The organism is Leptospira tipperaryensis (assembly GCF_001729245.1).
GTDB classification, from domain to species: domain Bacteria; phylum Spirochaetota; class Leptospiria; order Leptospirales; family Leptospiraceae; genus Leptospira; species Leptospira tipperaryensis.
In genome coordinates, this window is the sequence record NZ_CP015217.1 from 1385672 (window position 1) to 1402509 (window position 16838).

A 16838-nucleotide genomic window follows, 5' to 3' on the forward strand; every position below is an offset into this window, starting at 1 on the left:
CCAAATTTCAGTCCAATAGAAGAGATGGTAACTAAGAGCTATGATCAAACCCATTGAGAACGCAATCGAAGAAATCAAATCCGGAAGAATGATCATTCTTGTGGATTCGGAAGACAGAGAAAACGAGGGCGACCTCGTTGTCGCGGCCGAATTTGCGGATAAGGAAAAGATCAACTTTATGGCCACCTATGGTCGTGGGTTGATTTGTATGCCGATGGAAGGCGAGAGGCTAAAAAAACTCGGCCTCAATCGTATGGTGGATGATTATTCTCTGGGAGATAAACACGGAACCGCGTTTACGGTTTCTGTGGACGCTAAACACGGGACTTCGACTGGGATTTCGGCTCAGGATCGTGCGATCACTGTGCAAGCCCTTTTGGATGAAAAAACCGTTTCGGCGGATTTGATGAGACCGGGACATTTGTTTCCTCTTCAAGCGGTTCCGGGCGGGGTTTTGAGAAGGGCAGGTCATACGGAAGCCGCGGTCGATCTTTCCAAACTTTCCGATCTTTATCCTGCGGGTGTGATCTGCGAGATCATGAACGACGACGGAACCATGGCTCGTCTTCCGGACTTGGAAAAGTTTGCGGAAAAACACGGACTCAATATTTATACAATCGAAGATCTCATCCGCTACAGAAGGGCGAAAGAGAATCTGATCCGCTTGGAAGTGGAATCCAAACTCCCGACCGAATACGGTGAATTTACGATCAGAGCGTATTCCACTCTGATCGACGATAAGATTCACGTGGCCTTGATCAAGGGCGAGATCAAAAAAGAAGAAACCGCGATGGTTCGCGTTCATAGCGAGTGTTTGACGGGTGATATTTTTTCAAGCAATCGATGCGACTGCGGGCCTCAGCTTCACGCGGCTTTGGAGATGATCGCAAAAGAAGGTCAAGGTGTTCTTCTTTATATGAGACAGGAAGGACGCGGGATCGGTCTGATTAACAAATTAAAAGCTTATAATATTCAAGATAAAGGATATGATACGGTGGAAGCCAATGAAAAACTCGGCTTTGCACCTGACTTAAGAGACTACGGAATTGGAGCTCAGATTCTAAGAGATATCGGAATTGGAAAGATGAAAATTCTTACCAACAATCCAAGAAAGATTGTGGGTCTGGAAGGTTACGGTCTCGAAGTGGTCGAAAGAATCCCGATCGAAATTCAACCCGGCTCGGATAACCACGGTTATCTGATGACCAAAAAACTAAAACTCGGTCATATCTTAGGATTGGGTTGAACTCTTTTTAAAGAGTTTTGTCGGAGTTCCGACGAGACTGTGAGATTTAGATTCTTCTTGCTTAAATTAGAATTTTCTGATAGAGAGGAATTTGCGGAGTTTTTCCCGCCACCTCACCCCTCCACCCAAGTTCAGGGCGGGGCGCGCGACTTTCACGACAAAGATCTGTCGGAGTTCCGACGGGATTGTGTGATTTAGATTCTTCTTGCTTAAATTAGAATTTTCTGATAGAGAGGAATTTGCGGAGTTTTTCCCGCCACCTCACCCCTCCACCCAAGTTCAGGGCGGGGCGCGCGACTTTCACGACAAAGATCTGTCGGAGTTCCGACGGGATTGTGAGATTTAGATTCTTCTTGCTTAAATTAGAATTTTCTGATAGAGAGGAATTTGCGGAGTTTTTCCCGGCCACCTCACCCCTCCACCCAAAATCAGGGCGGGGCGCGCGACTTTCACGACAAAGTCGGAACTACGACAAAAGCTTCCGACTTCAATGTTTTCTGAAAATTCTTACTTACTTACCGAGTTTCTTTCTCAAATTCTGAACCAAAACACTTCCATAATATACTAAAACGGCTGCGATCGCGGCAAATGGAAGAATCCATAACAAATAATAACTCAGTTGTAAAAACGCGTTTAAGATTCCAACGAGCGCGTTTTTGTATTCGGACATTGAAGTCCCTCTTTGACCACTGGGTCTTAAGATAGAATCAATAAAAGTCCCTTTGCAGACCTTCTACAAAGGGACTTTTATTTGCAGGACTTTGAGTATGAGTTCCCACAAAATCGGAGATGGGAATTCTTCCGAATCAAATTAATTTATAATTCCGGTAGATCTTTCAAAAAAAAAACGATAAGATCTATTTCTCAAAGGGGGAGGTCAAATCCATGGATTTAACATTTGCAGCTTATGAGGGAAATTTGAATCAGGTTAAGGAAATGATTCGTTTGGGAGCATCCGTCAACGCAGTCGATGGATGCGGAGATTTCCCGTTATATAAGGCAAATCAAATTGAAATTTACAAAGTTCTTTTGGAAAACGGCGCAAATCCGAATCAGCAAAATCGTAGCGGTTTTACTGCACTTATGAATGCAAGGACGGCGGAGCAGATAGGTCTTCTTTTGGAAAACGGCGCAAATCCGAATCTTCGAAACGAAGACGGTTTTACGGCTTTAATGCTTCATTCTTATTCAGGAAATATTGATATGGTCAGGCTGCTTCTTGAGAACGAAGCGGACGTAACTCTGAGAACAAATCCACCCGGTAGCTTGAGCGCATTCTTGCAGGCGATGGAAGAAGACAATTTGGAAATTATGAAACTCTTAGTCGAATATGGAGTAAATCTCGAAGAAGAAGATCGAGCCTACGAATCCAATACCGGAGAAACTCTTCTCGAAGCAGCTATATCCGACGAAACTCGCTCTTTCATCGAAGCCTGTCTGAAATAGATGCAAAAAAAGCCTCCCGGTCGAAAGGCCTTTAATTTGCCGATTTTAAAAATTCTTCCTTAACTGAGCTAACCCTTGATCTTATTTCTGAATTTCTGATACACAATCCCACCAAAATAAACCAAAAAGCTTCCCAGAATCAGAAAGGGAGTCCACCATAACAGATAATAACTCAGTTGTAAAAACGCGTTTAAGATTCCAACGAGCGCGTTTTTATACTCGGGGACTTGAATCGCATCCGGTGGAGTCGGAGTTCCGAAACTTACCGCAATGGTAGCCCAACTCACTCGATCCTTGATCTTCCAGGTTTCCTGTTCTGCCAGGTCCAGTTCATCCTCGCTTCTTTCGATCGATTCTTCTATGACTTCCCAATTTTTGGATCCGGCCCCGATCTGTTGATTCGCGTTGTTCCTTCTGGAAAGACGAATCTTTTCACGAGTGGTTTTTCTTTTTTGCCAGACCATTCCTTCGGTGTGATCTGTCGTCGAGATATCTTCCGAAATCAAAACCCCGAGCTTGTCGAGTTCTAAGAGCGCCTCGTATAACTTAGCGGAACGAACGTGCATTCTCACGCTCATATAAGGAGTTCTTGAATTTACGGCGGAGCTGCTCTCCAAATATCCGTACTTTGCGATATAGTCTAAGAGTTCTTTTCTGGTTTTAACGAGGTCATTGCACTCATAGGAAAGTTGAATGTTATATTCGAGAAGTCTTTCGGTGGAAATCGGAACCGGTGCAAAAACTTTTCCAAGCTGGTTATCGGCCTTATCAAAAGAATCTTTGAAACCGCTTTCTTCCTTTTCACTCGCGACTTTTTTTGAATCATCGGAAGGAGGCATAGGAGAGCCAAGTTGGGTGGAAACTTCCGCGGTTCTCATCGCCGTTTTTTCAGCTTCTCCCGTGGCTCCTTCTGCGTTGGAATCTTTCTTTTTGCCGCAGGCAACGAGCACGACGAGACAAAGTGCAAGTAAGAATAAAATCGATTGTTTCAATGTATTTCTCCGGATCCGATATACTTTCGAATTCTTTAACATACGAAAAGACCGAAATTCTCTCGGAAAAGGTTTCAATTACAACTCTAAAAATAATTTATTTTAAGAACTCTTGAAACTCGTATCAAATATAAAAACAAAAGAAAACGAGAATGAACGACCAATCTTAAGGAGCGACTCTGAACTTCTTCCAAGAAGAATCCGAATTCTTCTCAAACACGATTCGATCGTGAAGTCTGCTGGATCTTCCTTGCCAGAATTCGATTCTATCAGGTTTCACCGCGTAACCTCCCCAGTGACTAGGGAGCTCCACTTCTTTACCTTCGAATTGAACGGAGAATTTTTGAAATCTCTCTTCTAAAAATTTTCTATCCGGAATGACTTGGCTCTGAGGAGAAGAGTGGGCTCCGATCTGAGATTCTCTCGGTCTGGAATGAAAGTATTCTTCCGATTCTTCTTTTGAAACTTTGGTTACGCTTCCTTCGATTCGAATTTGACGTTCCAGTTCGGACCAAAAGAAAACGAGACAGGCTCTCGGATTCTCCTCCAATTCTTTTCCCTTTCTACTTTCGTAATTTGTAAAGAATAGAAAAGAATCCTCGCTGATTCCTTTTAAGAGGACGGTCCTTGCGTCCGGCTTTCCATCCTTAGAGGCGGTGGCCAAGGTCATCGCATTGACTTCGAAAACTTCGGACAAGACAGCTTCTTGAAACCACTTTTGAAAGAATTGAATCGGATCGTCTCCCGTGTCCGCGATGTCCAAGGAAGAAAGGGTATAACTGTTTCTAATGTCTGCGATTTTTGAAGTCATAGGTCTTAATTTCAAAAAGCATTTTCAGCCGGAAAGTAAAAGTAAAAATTAGAATTCCGATTTTCATTTTTAAGAATTCAGAACTGTCTATTAAGGAATATTCCCGTTGAATCGGATACGAATTTGTCTTGGAAGGCAATGTAAGAATTCTTTAGATACTTTGAAAGTTCTAAAGGACTTCGATGATGATCAGAGTGAGATCGTCTTGAATCGGGGAACCTTGTAAGAATTCGTTGAGATCTTTTTGAATTCTTACAAGCTGGCTCTCGGTTGTGGAAAGATCGGAAGTGCGGATCGATTCCAAAAAGCGAGCTTCACCGTATTCGCTTTTGCTCGAGTTGAACTGCTCGTAGATCCCGTCCGTAAAAAGAAAAATTCTATCTCCAGTTCTTATTTTGATCTTCTCGGAATAGTATTCATAGTCTTTTTTCAATCCTAGGATCGCTCCGGTTTTGTGCATCCACTCGGCGTTTCTTTCCCTAAGAAGAATTTGAGCGGGATGGCCTGCTGATGAATATTCAAGAGTATGATTTTTCACGTTGATGTCCGCGACGATACAAGTAAGATACAAGGTTTTAAACTTTTCAAGAATCACAAAGTTCAATTCTTTCAAAAGATCCGCCGGAGATTTATGAACCTTCTTGAGGTGCTCGTATTCGCTTTTGATCGCCATCGTAATCAGCGCGGCTTGTACTCCGTGACCCGTCGCGTCCGCTACAAAGAAACGATACACTCCGGGTTTGAATTCGAAAAGATCGTAAAAGTCTCCGCCGACCTCGTCCATAGGTTGGTAAGAAACTGAGTATAAAATTCCAGCGAGGACCGGATGTTCCGGAAGAATACTTCTCTGAATTTTTTTGGAATAAAGAAGATCCTTTTGAATGATCTTCAAAGATTGCATCAATTCTTGAGTTCTGGATTCCACCTTCTTTTCCAATTCGAAGTTTAATCGGGTGATATCGTCATATAGTTTAGCATTTTCTAATGAAATAGCCGCTTGAGACGAAAGGATCTCCAAGATCTCAAGTCGGTGTTCGTCAAAAACGCCGTAGGTCAGACGGTTTTCCAAATAGAGAATACTCAAAATTTTCCCTTGTTTTGTAATCGGAAGACAGAGAAGGGATTTTGGTTGGTGGGTCGCGATATAAGAATTGAGCGAATACAAGGATTCTTTCGAAGCGTTGCCCAAAAGGATTCTTTGTCCCGATCGATAAGAGTAGTAAACGAGTTCGACCGGAAGGAGTTCTCCTGCCTCGTCCAAGAGTAAGGACTCAGGTAAAACGTTCTCCGATTCTTCAATGTCCTGGCCGGTTTCGACATAGAGTCCGTTTTGTCTGGGAAGAATCAAAAATCCTCTCGTGGCTCCCGCATTTTCCATGATGGTTCTCATCATCTTCTTTAGGAGTTCGTCTTGTTCGATAATTCCTGAAATGGACTGAGAAGATTTGAGCACGCTCCTCAAATCGAGATTGTCCGCTGATTTAAGAATCGTATCGAGCAGGGCTTCCTCTCTCGTATGGAGTAAAAAACCTGGTTCGTCTTCGAGATGTTCTCGATTCGCCTGAATGAGATCCGCCTTTCTCGAAGCTCCCCAGGAACGATATTGTTTCTGAGCGAGCTTTAAGAGATAATTTCCGTATTGTTTTCTCCCTCGGGAAACTTCCCAAGAGCCGGCGTGTTCGTTTACGATCGCCTTTCTCAGATTGGTTTCGGTTTTGGAAAGGGAGGAAAGCGCTTTTTCAAAACAGGATTCCGCCGTTTTTAAGTCCCGGATAAAATTAGAATATTCTGCTTTTAGAATATAGTAGTGGGTTAAAAAATTGATCGGGTAGACTTTGGACCAGGTTTTAAAAAGAGAAATCGAACCCCGGATAAAAAAGCGATCCAACCAGGAAAGTTTCGAGCCGCTCTGGGCAAAACGGATTAAGTGTAAGGATTTATAAAATCTATATTCGGAATAAAGAAATATGGTTCTGGATCTTTCCAGATCCTCTTTGAATCTTGCAAAGGTATTCAAACCTTCTTCCCATTCTCCGTGAAGATACGTTTCTTTTCCTCTTAAAACCGCGTACCAGGCGAACGCAGTTCCGTTTCCGCAGGGAATGAGAATTTTGTTCTCGAAGGTTTCCAAGGAAACTTCCTGATCCTTGTAGGCGACGTTCGGTTTGGCGGGTCCTTCCAGACTTTTGATAAAATAATCGGAACTCGCGAGAATCGCATACGTAATTTCATAGTTTAAATTTTCGGCACGTTTTGCGTCCTTGATCAAAACCTCTCGATAACTTTCGGAATTCTCCGAGTGATACAATTGATAGATCGAATGCGATATAATGGAGAATGCAGCCCAGAGATAATCTCCGTATTGAATGTTTTTTTGATAGGCTTCTTCGGCTAAGAGCACGAGTTTTGAAAACGGATTCTGGAAATAATCCAGAAGCATATTTTTTCCGAACAAAAATCTTCCTCTCAGACGATCGGAGTTAAAGATGCTCAGGGTGTGTTCGCCTAACTTCCAATAACGAAGAGAAGTTTGAAAGTTCCCGGTGATTGCAAAAACAAGGGAACCGAACCCTGCATAACCGAAAAAACTAACCTGAGAATTTCCTTCCTTGAGAGTGATATTCATCAGTTTCAAAAATAAGAATACAAACAACTTACTATCGAAGTGTTTTCCGTAATTCAACATGTTGGTAAGAATGTTGATCACCTCGATCTTGTAAGGATCCTGATTTCTTTTTGCCTTTTCTAAAGATTCCGGACTTCTTCCCCTTTGATAAAAGATAGTTTTTAAAAATTCGAAAAGAAGAATAAACACGCCGGGCCTTTCCGGAAAATCTTCGCCCATGGATTGAAGCGCTTTGATTCCCACTTTGTAAGCGCCTTCCAAATCGTTTTTAATGTTCATCACTTCCAATTGCATCAGACGAACGTCCGCGATCTCGATAGGATCGTTTAGGTGATCGAGTAAAACCTGAACTACGTTCTCAGCTTCGGAGGTCTTGGAAAGAAAGTAGGCCGATTCCGCGAGCGATTTGTAAATTTGAACGGTTTGTTCTTTTCTTTCGATCCAGGATTCTTCCGTGATTTTTCTTTTGAGAAGAGTAAAGAGCGAATAAGCGGTGTTAAACGCCGCTGAAAGTTTTGCTGCGTTCCCCGCGAGAAGAGTGTAGTGTATAAAAAGATCGATTTCTTCCTTTGAGTTAAGAATTTTTTGAGCGCGTATGAGATGATTTGCGATTTCAGGAATTCTTTCCTGTTTGGGAGAACTCCGATCCGTACGAATCAAAATCCAGCCCAAACTTTTGTGGATCTCCGCGCGGTCTTCCGCACCGATCGATTCGCTGATCACTTGATTGATCTTATCGTGAGAAAAACGAAACGTGATTCCGTCAAAGATAGAATTTTGATTAATATCTCTTTCGGTTTCATTTTTAAGAATTTGAAGAATCGGATAGAGACTCACTTGTGATTCTTGAAAGATGATGATTCCTCGTTTGATACATTCTCGGATTCCGGTTTCAATAATTTCGGGAGAATCTTGAAAATAACGAAAGAGTGTTCCGAGATCGAAAAGGCCTCCTATACACGCGGCGACTTTTAAAAATCTCAGGGTTTCTTCCGGAAGCCTTTTGATTTCTTCCGTAAGAAGATCGAGTACGTTTTCGGTAACAGTTTTCTTAATGATCTGATCCCAGTCAAGGCTCCAGATCCCCGAACTTTTCTGATATTGTATAAAGGATTCCGTATAAAGAGTATTAAAAAACTGATTTAGAAAAAAAGGATTTCCGTTTGTCTTTTGGTAGAGGATGTCTGTGAGTTTTTCAGTGTCTTCCGGCTTGAGATCCAAACTGTCCGAGACAAAATTTTGAATCATCGTTCGATCCAGAGGTTTTAAGGATATTTCCTGAAGAAGAATCTCCGAGCTTAATAATTTATTTCTAAACTGATTTAGAAAATCCGAATTCTCCTCTTCGTTTCTGCAGATAAATACGAAGAGCATTCCTTCCCAATCGGTCTGTCTCGATATGAATTCGATGAGCGCGATGGAAGCCGGGTCGGCCCATTGGATATCATCTAACACAAGTAAGGCGGGACTCCTTCGATTAAAACAGATCGAAAGAAATCGAAGAATGACGATAAACAAAAATTGGTCGTCTTTTTGACTCGGACTTTCCGTGGGTTCCGGAGAGATTCCGATCAAACTTCGGATTTCCGGTATGAGTTGAACGAGAAGTTGTATGTTTTCTCCGAGAGTTTCTCTCATCCCTCTTCTTAAACTCTGAATCTCATACTCGGATTGAGTTAGGAGGTGATTGGAAAGTTCCACCAGAATTTGTCTGAGTGCGTAGTAGGGGATTTCCTTTTTGTCCTCGTCAAACTTTCCTTTAAAGATTCGTAATGCGTTAAAATCGGTTGAAAATACTGAATCCATCACAAGAGAGGTTTTGCCGGTTCCGGATTTTCCCTTGATAAGAATCGAAGCTCGAACACCCGCGTAGATAGAAGCGATCGAATCTTCTATTATTTTTTTTTCACCGTCTCTTCCATATAATTTTTCGGTGATTCTAAACTTGTCTTTTTTCTCCGTGGAAGCTGGGATAAATTCTAAGATACTCTGGCTGGAACGGATCGAATCGTATAAAATTTTGAGATCGTTGGAAAGCGTTTCTAATGCGAAATATCTTTCTTCCGGCATCTTAGAAAGAAGTTTCATAACCAGATTTGAAATCGGAATTGGAACTTCTTTTTTTCTTTCGTGAACTGGAACCGGAACTCTTGCGATATGAGAATGAATGATTTCGAGCGGATCATTGGATTCGAACGGAGGTTTGCCAGTAAGAATCTGATAAAAGAGCGCTCCCAAGGAATAGCCGTCCGATCGAAAGTCTACGGTCCGATTCATTCTTCCCGTTCTTTCCGGAGAGCAATAGGCGAGTAACGTAGGTGATATCTGAAGAGGCGCGAGATTTCCTTTTTCCCCGATGAGGAGGGAAGAAGAGCCGAGCCACGCGAGAGTGGATTTCCCGGTATCGGAATTGTAAAAGAAAGAATTTGGACTGATTTGGTTGTGAAGGATTCCTTTGGAATGAAGCGCGATCAGATTGTCCGTGACCGATATCGCGATCTGTAAAAATTCCTGAATCGGCAGCGAATCCACTTTGTTCAGATGATCTCCAAGCAAAGAAGACTCGATGTTTTCGTAGACAAGACAATATTTATCTTGGATTCTTAAAAGCCTCTGAGGTTTTAGAATTTGATCGTTCTCAACCAGCTTTCCGATTTCGTACTCGTTTAAAAAATAAAACGAGTCTTCCTCTTTGATTTTATCCCTCTGGATCCGAAGAATTTTGGTTTCGGACTCTTCCTCTAAAACTCCTCTGCAAACGGTGGATACATGGTCTTCTAATAGTATTTCCCTGATTCGGAAGGAAGAAGACTTAGTTTCCGTTCGAAAGGACATCTTTTAGGTTCTACGTTTGGAAAAGATGTAAACGTAATATGCGTCCGCGATAAAAACCAAAACACCCAGACAAAGAACAAAGTATTCTTTCGGGAAATAGAGAAACAAGAACACGGTAAAAAACACGGTTCCTAAAAATTTGCACCATGCGATCGGGTATGAAAATAGTTTAGAATTCCCCATGCTCAAAAATAAAACCGGATACATTCCCGATATAAAGAGATTGAGAATATAAGCGGAATTGGAACCTGTAAAAAGATCGTATCGATTGATGTAATAGGTGTAGATCAAGGCTCCCCAGGAAATCAATAAGACTAACAGTAAAAGTCTATATTCTAAAATACTGATGGATGTTCTAAATTGTTTCTGTCCGTATCGAAATACGTTGATAAAGATAAAAATATCCAGAACAAACGCGATCTTATAACCCCAGTTTAATACGATTCCCATGTCCTCCTGGATCACAAACCCCCAGAGGAACTCCCAGATTATATTTCCACAGGCGATAAACACCGGCATTTCTATAAATTGTTTTCGATTGGAATCGGCGATTAAGGCGTAATAGACGTAAGCCCAAAGAATCACTCCCAAAAATAAAAAGAAGTTTTCGAGCGGAGTGAATTTTCCAAGGTAATAAGGGTCGGTTAGAATTTTTTGCCAGAATTCCATGGTCGTTATACTCCCCAGTTTCCTTTCAGAGAAGGAGGAATTTCAAATTTTGCTTTTTTACCTTTATAGTAAAAGTGATCCATCCCTAGGATAAGTTTGGATGAAAAATGAGAAACAAGTTTTTGAAAATGATCGTTTTTGCTCAGAGTTTTGTCGAAGTCCATTATGATTTTCTCAAGGATTTCTCCTAAGACTTCTTTTTCTTCCCAGGGTAACCCTAATACGAGACAGTTTTCTTTTCCTAAATAACTCTGAAGAAAGTAGAGCGGAACTCCATCCAATAAATTTCCAGGCAACATATATTCCATAAAATCCAAAAGGGATTTGGCAAGAATTTTCCCGGCTTCCGATGTCTTTCTCTGTTCTTGGAAGATCGCAAGTCCGATAGCATACGCGTCCTCGTATTTTTCGGGAGTGAGTTCCGGAAGAACACCCATGATATGTCCCACAACTCTCCAGAGATGAATAAACGCATTCTTTTCCTCTAAAGTAAGCACGATACCCGAGAAGGCGAGTCCGTCCAAGATCAAACTCGAAAAAGCTTGAAGAGTTCCGGCCATATCTTCTTGATTGATCGGCTCTCCCCATTCTAAATTCCATGGTCCTGATTGTTTTATAAAATGCCTGATGGACGCGTGCATGAGTCTTACCTTCTGTGCGACTCGGATCCCGTCTCCTTTTGCGGAAAGTCCGCCTTCTTGCAAAACAGAGACAACAAACTGAGTCGTTTCCATCAGTCTTCGATAAACTTTGTCCGTAGATCCGTTTTGTTCCACGAGTCTTCCGGTATGAATGAGCACCTCCGCTCCGTAAGCGCAGGTGTAACTCATCGGTAAGGACTTACAACAGAGAATCATTAGAATCTGAGGTCCAAAAGAAGTAAAAATCTTTTCAGCGATTGAGATCTGTTTCTGGTCGACCCACTCGGGTAACACGCTCGTCTTCTCGAAGTAATCTTTGAAATAGTCCGGAAGCTCCGAAGGAATCGGTGCGAAGTTCTTGGTAAGAGTATTGAACAGTATTAAGCTTTTTAGTTTATCCGGATCTCCAGATTGAAAGTAATCCTCTACGATCTGATCCGCGTAAGGATCGGTCACAGTTCTATATTTCGTAAAATTTTGCATTGAACTTTCCTTAATTGAGTCACAAAGTTTCCATATCCTGGATACGGTGAAAAGAAAAATAACTTTCCAAAATTCTAAAATTAGAAAGAGTTTGCCAATGCAAAAAACGAAAATTTATTTCCCTGAACATTCGAAAATTCTTCTTTTTGTATGTTTCGTTTTTCTGATGGGTTTTTCTTCTTTGTTCGGAGTTGGTCTTTTTCAGCCTTCGCATAATACGCGCTACGCGGGAATGGGAGGGGTGAACCTCGCCATCGGAGGTTCTCCCATGGACATCGCAACCAATCCGGCCAATCTTACAAAAAGTCAAAAGGGAGGGTTGGAGTTTGGTATCGGACTTCCTTATATTCGTTCCACTTATAAGGATCAGCTCGCGGACCCGAATCCGGACTTTGCATATACGAATTCTCAAAATTATAATATTCTTGCTCCTTTGCCTTATTTCGGTCTAAACGTTCCGATCACAAATCGATTAAACTACGGTGTCGGAGTCTACATTCCGGGCGGAGGCAATGGACAAGTGGATGGAATCCTTCGGGTGACGCCTAACGGACAATCCTTTCGAGATTGGTCCGGAATCGATATTCCGGGGCCGATCGGAGACAGTAAGAAAATTAAAGAGGATCTTCTTACAACCTTTTACGTGGTTAAGATGACTAACGCGTTGGCTTATAAATTCGGGAATCTTTCCGTCGGGCTCGGAATCGAAGCCATCTATTCAAGACAGATCGCCTATCAGCGATTTTACGATATCACTCACACTCTCGAAGTTCCGGGACAAGGTTTTGATTATCGAAGTAGAAACGCTTATTCTATGGGAGCTATCTTCGGTCTTACCTACGCTTTCACCGAGTGGTTCAAGGCTGCGTATTCATATCAGGCGAGAAACATTCTTCCCTTAGACGGCGGAATGCAGGTTGGAATCGGAGACGCCAACAATTATAGAAGGACAGGAGTTTCGGCGACATTCAATCTTCCCGAAAAACACGGAATCGGTTTTTCTTTTGGCAACGACAGTCTTCGTTTAGGAATCGATTTTCTCTATTATAATTACAACTCTTACGATCAAACCTTCAAACAAACTCTGGAAGATTCTTGGTTTCCGACCGCTTTTGGAAAAACGAATACGGTCTCACAAAATATTGCTTATCACGATTCATGGGCGGGTGCGTTAGGTTTAGAATATAAAACAGATTCTTTTGCGTTTCGTACGGGATATCGTTACAACACGGGAGTCGTTCGATCGGAAGGTATGAGCGCGTTGCAGGCGGGAATTATGGTTCAACAGTTGGCTACATTAGGACTTAGTTTTCTTTCGGGAAATTGGAGTTTTGATTTTGCGGTTAATTATCTCTTTTCGAGAAGGATCGTCGCGTCTCAAGGAAACGATTGGGCGGTATTACATTCCGTCTTTGGTCCGAACGATATCCGAGTGCTCAATTATTCTCAGTCCTTACAATCCGATGTTCCGGCGATTCTCTTCGGCGCTTCGTATCGATTTGAGTAGAAGTCCTTTCGTTTTTTGTCCTTCTCTTCTTGACCTTGTCGGCCTCAAGGTTTTATCTATCCGTCAATGACTTCGATGGATTGGGAAACGATTCGATATCCGGTCCTATTGACCTTGGGCGTAAGCGCGCTTTCCACTTTGATCGCGACCACCTTGGGAGTGTTAGGCGCCTATCTTCTATCCAAGTCTAAATTTTTTGGAAAAGAGTTGGTAGATTCGATTCTTACACTTCCTCTTGTTTTACCGCCTACGGTTCTCGGTTATTACTTATTGGTTCTTTTGGGAAGAAACGGATTTGTAGGATCTTTTTTGTCCGATCTCTTCCACTTCAGCGTTTTATTTCATTGGTCGGGAGCGGTCATTGCTTCGATCCTAGTTTCTTTCCCGTTGGTCTATCGAGCTGCGAGAGCTGCCTTAGAAGACGTGGATTCCGATTTGGAAGACACGGCGAGGACTTTGGGAAAAGGGAACTTTGTCATCTTTTGGGAAATTCTTCTTCCTCTTTCTTGGAGAGGAATTCTTGCCGGTGCGATGCTCGCGTATGCAAGAGGAATGGGAGAATTCGGCGCGACCCTTATGATCGCGGGTAATATTCCGAAAAGGACACAAACCCTTTCTCTTGCGATCTATGACGCGGTTCAAGCGGGGAATGAGTCCGTTGCGTTCTATCTTGTGGTGTTGACTTCGATTCTTTCCGTCGTCATCCTTACCGTCTCTACAAAACTTTTCAAAAAATCTCACTGGTAAAATTAGAAAAACAGAATATGCAAAAAATTAAGATTATCGTTTTGTTTTGGTTTCTCTCCTTTTTATCTCCGATTTTCGGAGAAACAAAAAAGCAAATTATAGTTTCGGCGGCTTCCAGTTTGACTCAGGCCTTTACGGAAATCGGAGAAGCCTTTGAAAAGAAACATTCGACAAAGGTTTTTTTTAACTTTGCGGCTTCCGGTGTTTTACTCCAGCAGATAGAAAACGGAGCTCCCGCAGACGTATTCGCTTCGGCGGATCAGGAAACCGTGGAAAAAGGATCTGAGAAAAAGCTCTTCGATCTGAAATCAAAAAAGAATTTTGTTGGGAATCGACTGATTCTCGTTGTGCCCGCGGACAGATCTTCGAAGATTCAATCGCTTTCCGATCTCAAAGAAGAGTTTGTTCAAAGGATTGCTCTTGGAAATGTCCTTACGGTTCCGGCGGGAAGATATGCGAAAGAGGTTCTGGAGAAGGAAGGAATCTATAAGATTCTGGAAGGCAAATTGATTCCCGGAGAAAACGTAAGACAGGTTTTGGATTATGTTGCGAGGGGAGAAGTGGAAGCGGGTTTTGTATATAAGACCGACGCGATGCTTATGAAGGAAAATGTAAAGATCGCCGTTGCAGATCTAAAAACCAGACCGATCCTCTATCCGGTTGTAATCGTATCAAAAACTTCTTTACCAAAAGAGTCCAAACTTTTTGTAGAATTTTTATTTTCTCCGGAAGCACAGAAAATTTTCCAAAAGTTTCATTTTGCAAAAGGAGAATCGAATTGGAAGTAGTTTTGAAACGATTGTTGATAACTGTTTTTGAAAAAGAGGCGATCCGCAGTTTGAAACCGGAGACGAGAAAACCAAAGTGTCGCTTGAAATAAAAATTCAAAAAACGTTACGTGATCAAGATCGAAAATTCTTTCTTGATCTTGATTTTTCATTTCAAAAAGATTTTTTACTGATCTACGGTCCTTCCGGAGCCGGTAAAACCCTGACTTTGAAAACGATTGCGGGTTTGATCCGTCCGGATGAGGGAATGATTTCGCTTAACAATAGAACGTTTTTTGACTCGAAAAAGAAGTTCGATCTTCCGGTTCAAAAACGAAACATCGGTTATCTCCCGCAAGGGTATTCTCTTTTTCCCCATCTTTCGGTGCGAAAGAATTTGGAATTTCCTCTAAAGGAAACGTTTTCTTGGAGATTAAAAGCGGACGATGCAAAAAAAATCGATGAAATATTAGAATTATTTGAAATAGAAAATCTCTCCGAAAGTTATCCAAAAAATCTTTCGGGTGGTCAGAAACAAAGAGTGGCACTCGCGAGAGCCCTCGTAAAACGGCCAGATCTTCTTCTTTTAGACGAGCCCTTTGCGGCCCTCAATATAGAACTAAAAAATCGGATGAGAGGGGAGTTGGAAAAAATACAAAAGCTCTATCGAATTCCGGTTCTAATCGTTTCTCACGATCAAAGCGATGTTTCCTTTTTTTCGGGAGAATCTCTTACGATCGAAAACGGAAGTATATTCCAAAAACTGAATTCTTCTAAAAAAAGAAAAATCAAAGGAAAAATTTAGGTTTCTTAGAATTTAGTTCGGGTAGTCGCTTTTCTCTTTTAAGATCAAAGTCGATTCCTATTTTACTCAAATCCGGACTTAAAGTCCGCTGTAAGTATTTTTTCGACCGTAAGCTTGTCATAAAAAATAATTCAAGCCGCGTAAACCGAAAGAATCGAAACGAATACGAACAAAACCGGTGAACCCTAATTCTAAATCGTATAATCCTCTACGTAAACTTTTACCTTTCTAAAACGAATGTGAACCGTTTCTCCCGGCAACAAGTTAAGGTTTTGGAACTCGGTGGAGTTTAGTTGTGATTCTAAGATCGCGCCCGTATCCAAACGTTTGAGATCCACCTTTACGATTCTTCCGGTCGAATGAATGTATTGAATTTCAGCAGGGATCGTTTGCGCAGGGATCGCCTCTCTTAAAATTTCAACGTCATAAGGACGAACATAACCGACCGCGTTTGCGTTTTCAATTTCAGCGTGTTCGGGTGCCTCAACTTTGATTTCTCCGAGTTGTGTTTGTCCTCCTTGAACCCTTCCATGAAAAAGATTTACGTCTCCCAAAAAATGAAATACAAAGGAATTTTTCGGATGATTGTAAACTTCGTCAGGAGTTCCTACTTGTTCGATCTTACCGGATCGTAAGATTACGACTCGATCCGAAACTTCCAAGGCTTCTTCCTGATCGTGAGTTACAAAGACACTCGTGATATGAATTTCATCGTGAAGACGTCGAAGCCAGTTTCTGAGTTCTTTTCTTACCTTTGCGTCAAGAGCCCCGAATGGTTCGTCTAACAGTAAAAAACGAGGCTCGATCGCGAGGGCTCTTGCGAGTGCGATCCTTTGTCTTTGTCCTCCGGAAAGTTCGTCGGGATACCGGTTGTGGAAATTTTCCAACTGAACGAGTTTCAAAAGACTCATCACCTTTTCTCGAATCGCTTCCTTACTCGGTCTTTCCGATTTCTTTCTAACTTCGAGGCCGAAGGCTATGTTTTCAAAGATGGTCATGTGACGAAAGAGGGCGTAGTGCTGGAATACAAAGCCGACTCCTCTGTCTTTTGCATTTTTCTTGCCGACTTCCTTTCCTTCAAAGATCACTTCTCCGGAATCCGCTTCTTCGAGTCCCGCGATGATTCTTAAGAGCGTTGTTTTTCCGGAACCGGAAGGACCAAGAAGTGCGACCAATTCTCCGGAAGGAACTTCCAGAGATAAGTTATCGATTGCGGTAAAGTTTCCGAATCGTTTTACAATATTCTTAACTTCGATTCCCATA

At 42.0% G+C, this 16838-nt stretch carries 13 protein-coding genes; 6 read left to right on the forward strand and 7 right to left on the reverse strand.

All coding sequences use genetic code 11. The features are described 5' to 3' along the window. Positions 1-40: 40 nt before the first annotated feature. Positions 41-1246, forward strand: coding sequence for a bifunctional 3,4-dihydroxy-2-butanone-4-phosphate synthase/GTP cyclohydrolase II (locus A0128_RS06650; RefSeq protein ID WP_069606792.1), 1206 nt, complete (start codon positions 41-43; stop codon positions 1244-1246). 511 nt (positions 1247-1757) lie between these two features. Here A0128_RS06650 and A0128_RS22035 read toward each other — a convergent pair. Continuing rightward, entirely contained in the window at positions 1758-1916 is a 159-nt protein-coding gene (locus tag A0128_RS22035; RefSeq protein WP_175578016.1) for a hypothetical protein, read from the reverse strand. 215 nt (positions 1917-2131) lie between these two features. On the opposite strand from A0128_RS22035, the gene A0128_RS06655 reads away from it, so the two are divergent. Then, positions 2132-2692: an ankyrin repeat domain-containing protein gene (locus tag A0128_RS06655; protein ID WP_069606793.1), complete on the forward strand. Its 561-nt coding sequence runs from the start codon at positions 2132-2134 to the stop codon at positions 2690-2692. 68 nt (positions 2693-2760) lie between these two features. Here the strand turns inward: A0128_RS06655 and A0128_RS06660 are convergent, their stop codons facing one another. The 5 genes from A0128_RS06660 to A0128_RS06680 form a co-directional block, all read right to left on the reverse strand. Beyond that, entirely contained in the window at positions 2761-3684 is a 924-nt protein-coding gene (locus A0128_RS06660; RefSeq protein ID WP_069606794.1) for a DUF4349 domain-containing protein, read from the reverse strand. A gap of 166 nt (positions 3685-3850) precedes the next feature. After that, entirely contained in the window at positions 3851-4495 is a 645-nt protein-coding gene (gene pdxH, locus A0128_RS06665) for a pyridoxamine 5'-phosphate oxidase (RefSeq protein ID WP_069606795.1), read from the reverse strand. A gap of 169 nt (positions 4496-4664) precedes the next feature. Next, positions 4665-9956: a trifunctional serine/threonine-protein kinase/ATP-binding protein/SpoIIE family protein phosphatase gene (locus tag A0128_RS06670; RefSeq protein WP_069606796.1), complete on the reverse strand. Its 5292-nt coding sequence runs from the start codon at positions 9954-9956 to the stop codon at positions 4665-4667. A 3-nt stretch (positions 9957-9959) separates the two neighbouring features. After that, the gene (locus A0128_RS06675) at positions 9960-10625 is read right to left on the reverse strand and encodes a transmembrane-type terpene cyclase (protein ID WP_069606797.1); all 666 of its coding nucleotides are present in this window, start codon (positions 10623-10625) and stop codon (positions 9960-9962) included. A gap of 5 nt (positions 10626-10630) precedes the next feature. Then, positions 10631-11749, reverse strand: coding sequence for an oxygenase MpaB family protein (locus A0128_RS06680; RefSeq protein ID WP_069606798.1), 1119 nt, complete (start codon positions 11747-11749; stop codon positions 10631-10633). 97 nt (positions 11750-11846) lie between these two features. On the opposite strand from A0128_RS06680, the gene A0128_RS06685 reads away from it, so the two are divergent. From A0128_RS06685 to A0128_RS06700, 4 genes are all read left to right on the forward strand, one after another. Next, the gene (locus A0128_RS06685; protein ID WP_069606799.1) at positions 11847-13256 is read left to right on the forward strand and encodes an OmpP1/FadL family transporter; all 1410 of its coding nucleotides are present in this window, start codon (positions 11847-11849) and stop codon (positions 13254-13256) included. Between the two features lie 66 nt (positions 13257-13322). Next, on the forward strand, positions 13323-14003 hold the full coding sequence (modB, locus tag A0128_RS06690; protein WP_069606800.1) for a molybdate ABC transporter permease subunit: 681 nt from the start codon (positions 13323-13325) through the stop codon (positions 14001-14003). A 17-nt stretch (positions 14004-14020) separates the two neighbouring features. Then, positions 14021-14791, forward strand: a complete 771-nt coding sequence (gene modA, locus A0128_RS06695; protein ID WP_069606801.1) for a molybdate ABC transporter substrate-binding protein — start codon at positions 14021-14023, stop codon at positions 14789-14791. A gap of 76 nt (positions 14792-14867) precedes the next feature. Then, the gene (locus tag A0128_RS06700) at positions 14868-15575 is read left to right on the forward strand and encodes an ATP-binding cassette domain-containing protein (protein WP_069606802.1); all 708 of its coding nucleotides are present in this window, start codon (positions 14868-14870) and stop codon (positions 15573-15575) included. A 191-nt stretch (positions 15576-15766) separates the two neighbouring features. Here the strand turns inward: A0128_RS06700 and A0128_RS06705 are convergent, their stop codons facing one another. After that, entirely contained in the window at positions 15767-16837 is a 1071-nt protein-coding gene (locus tag A0128_RS06705) for a sulfate/molybdate ABC transporter ATP-binding protein (RefSeq protein ID WP_069606803.1), read from the reverse strand. Position 16838 lies beyond the last annotated feature (1 nt).

Excerpts from the sequence above, each read along its gene's own strand:
- A0128_RS06650 (WP_069606792.1), top strand. The coding sequence starts at position 41 with ATGATCAAACCCATTGAGAACGCAATCGAAGAAATCAAATCCGGAAGA.
- A0128_RS22035 (WP_175578016.1), bottom strand. The coding sequence starts at position 1,916 with ATGTCCGAATACAAAAACGCGCTCGTTGGAATCTTAAACGCGTTTTTA.
- A0128_RS06655 (WP_069606793.1), top strand. The coding sequence starts at position 2,132 with ATGGATTTAACATTTGCAGCTTATGAGGGAAATTTGAATCAGGTTAAG.
- pdxH (WP_069606795.1), bottom strand. The coding sequence starts at position 4,495 with ATGACTTCAAAAATCGCAGACATTAGAAACAGTTATACCCTTTCTTCC.
- A0128_RS06670 (WP_069606796.1), bottom strand. The coding sequence starts at position 9,956 with ATGTCCTTTCGAACGGAAACTAAGTCTTCTTCCTTCCGAATCAGGGAA.
- A0128_RS06675 (WP_069606797.1), bottom strand. The coding sequence starts at position 10,625 with ATGGAATTCTGGCAAAAAATTCTAACCGACCCTTATTACCTTGGAAAA.
- A0128_RS06680 (WP_069606798.1), bottom strand. The coding sequence starts at position 11,749 with ATGCAAAATTTTACGAAATATAGAACTGTGACCGATCCTTACGCGGAT.
- A0128_RS06685 (WP_069606799.1), top strand. The coding sequence starts at position 11,847 with ATGCAAAAAACGAAAATTTATTTCCCTGAACATTCGAAAATTCTTCTT.
- modB (WP_069606800.1), top strand. The coding sequence starts at position 13,323 with ATGACTTCGATGGATTGGGAAACGATTCGATATCCGGTCCTATTGACC.
- modA (WP_069606801.1), top strand. The coding sequence starts at position 14,021 with ATGCAAAAAATTAAGATTATCGTTTTGTTTTGGTTTCTCTCCTTTTTA.
- A0128_RS06705 (WP_069606803.1), bottom strand. The coding sequence starts at position 16,837 with ATGGGAATCGAAGTTAAGAATATTGTAAAACGATTCGGAAACTTTACC.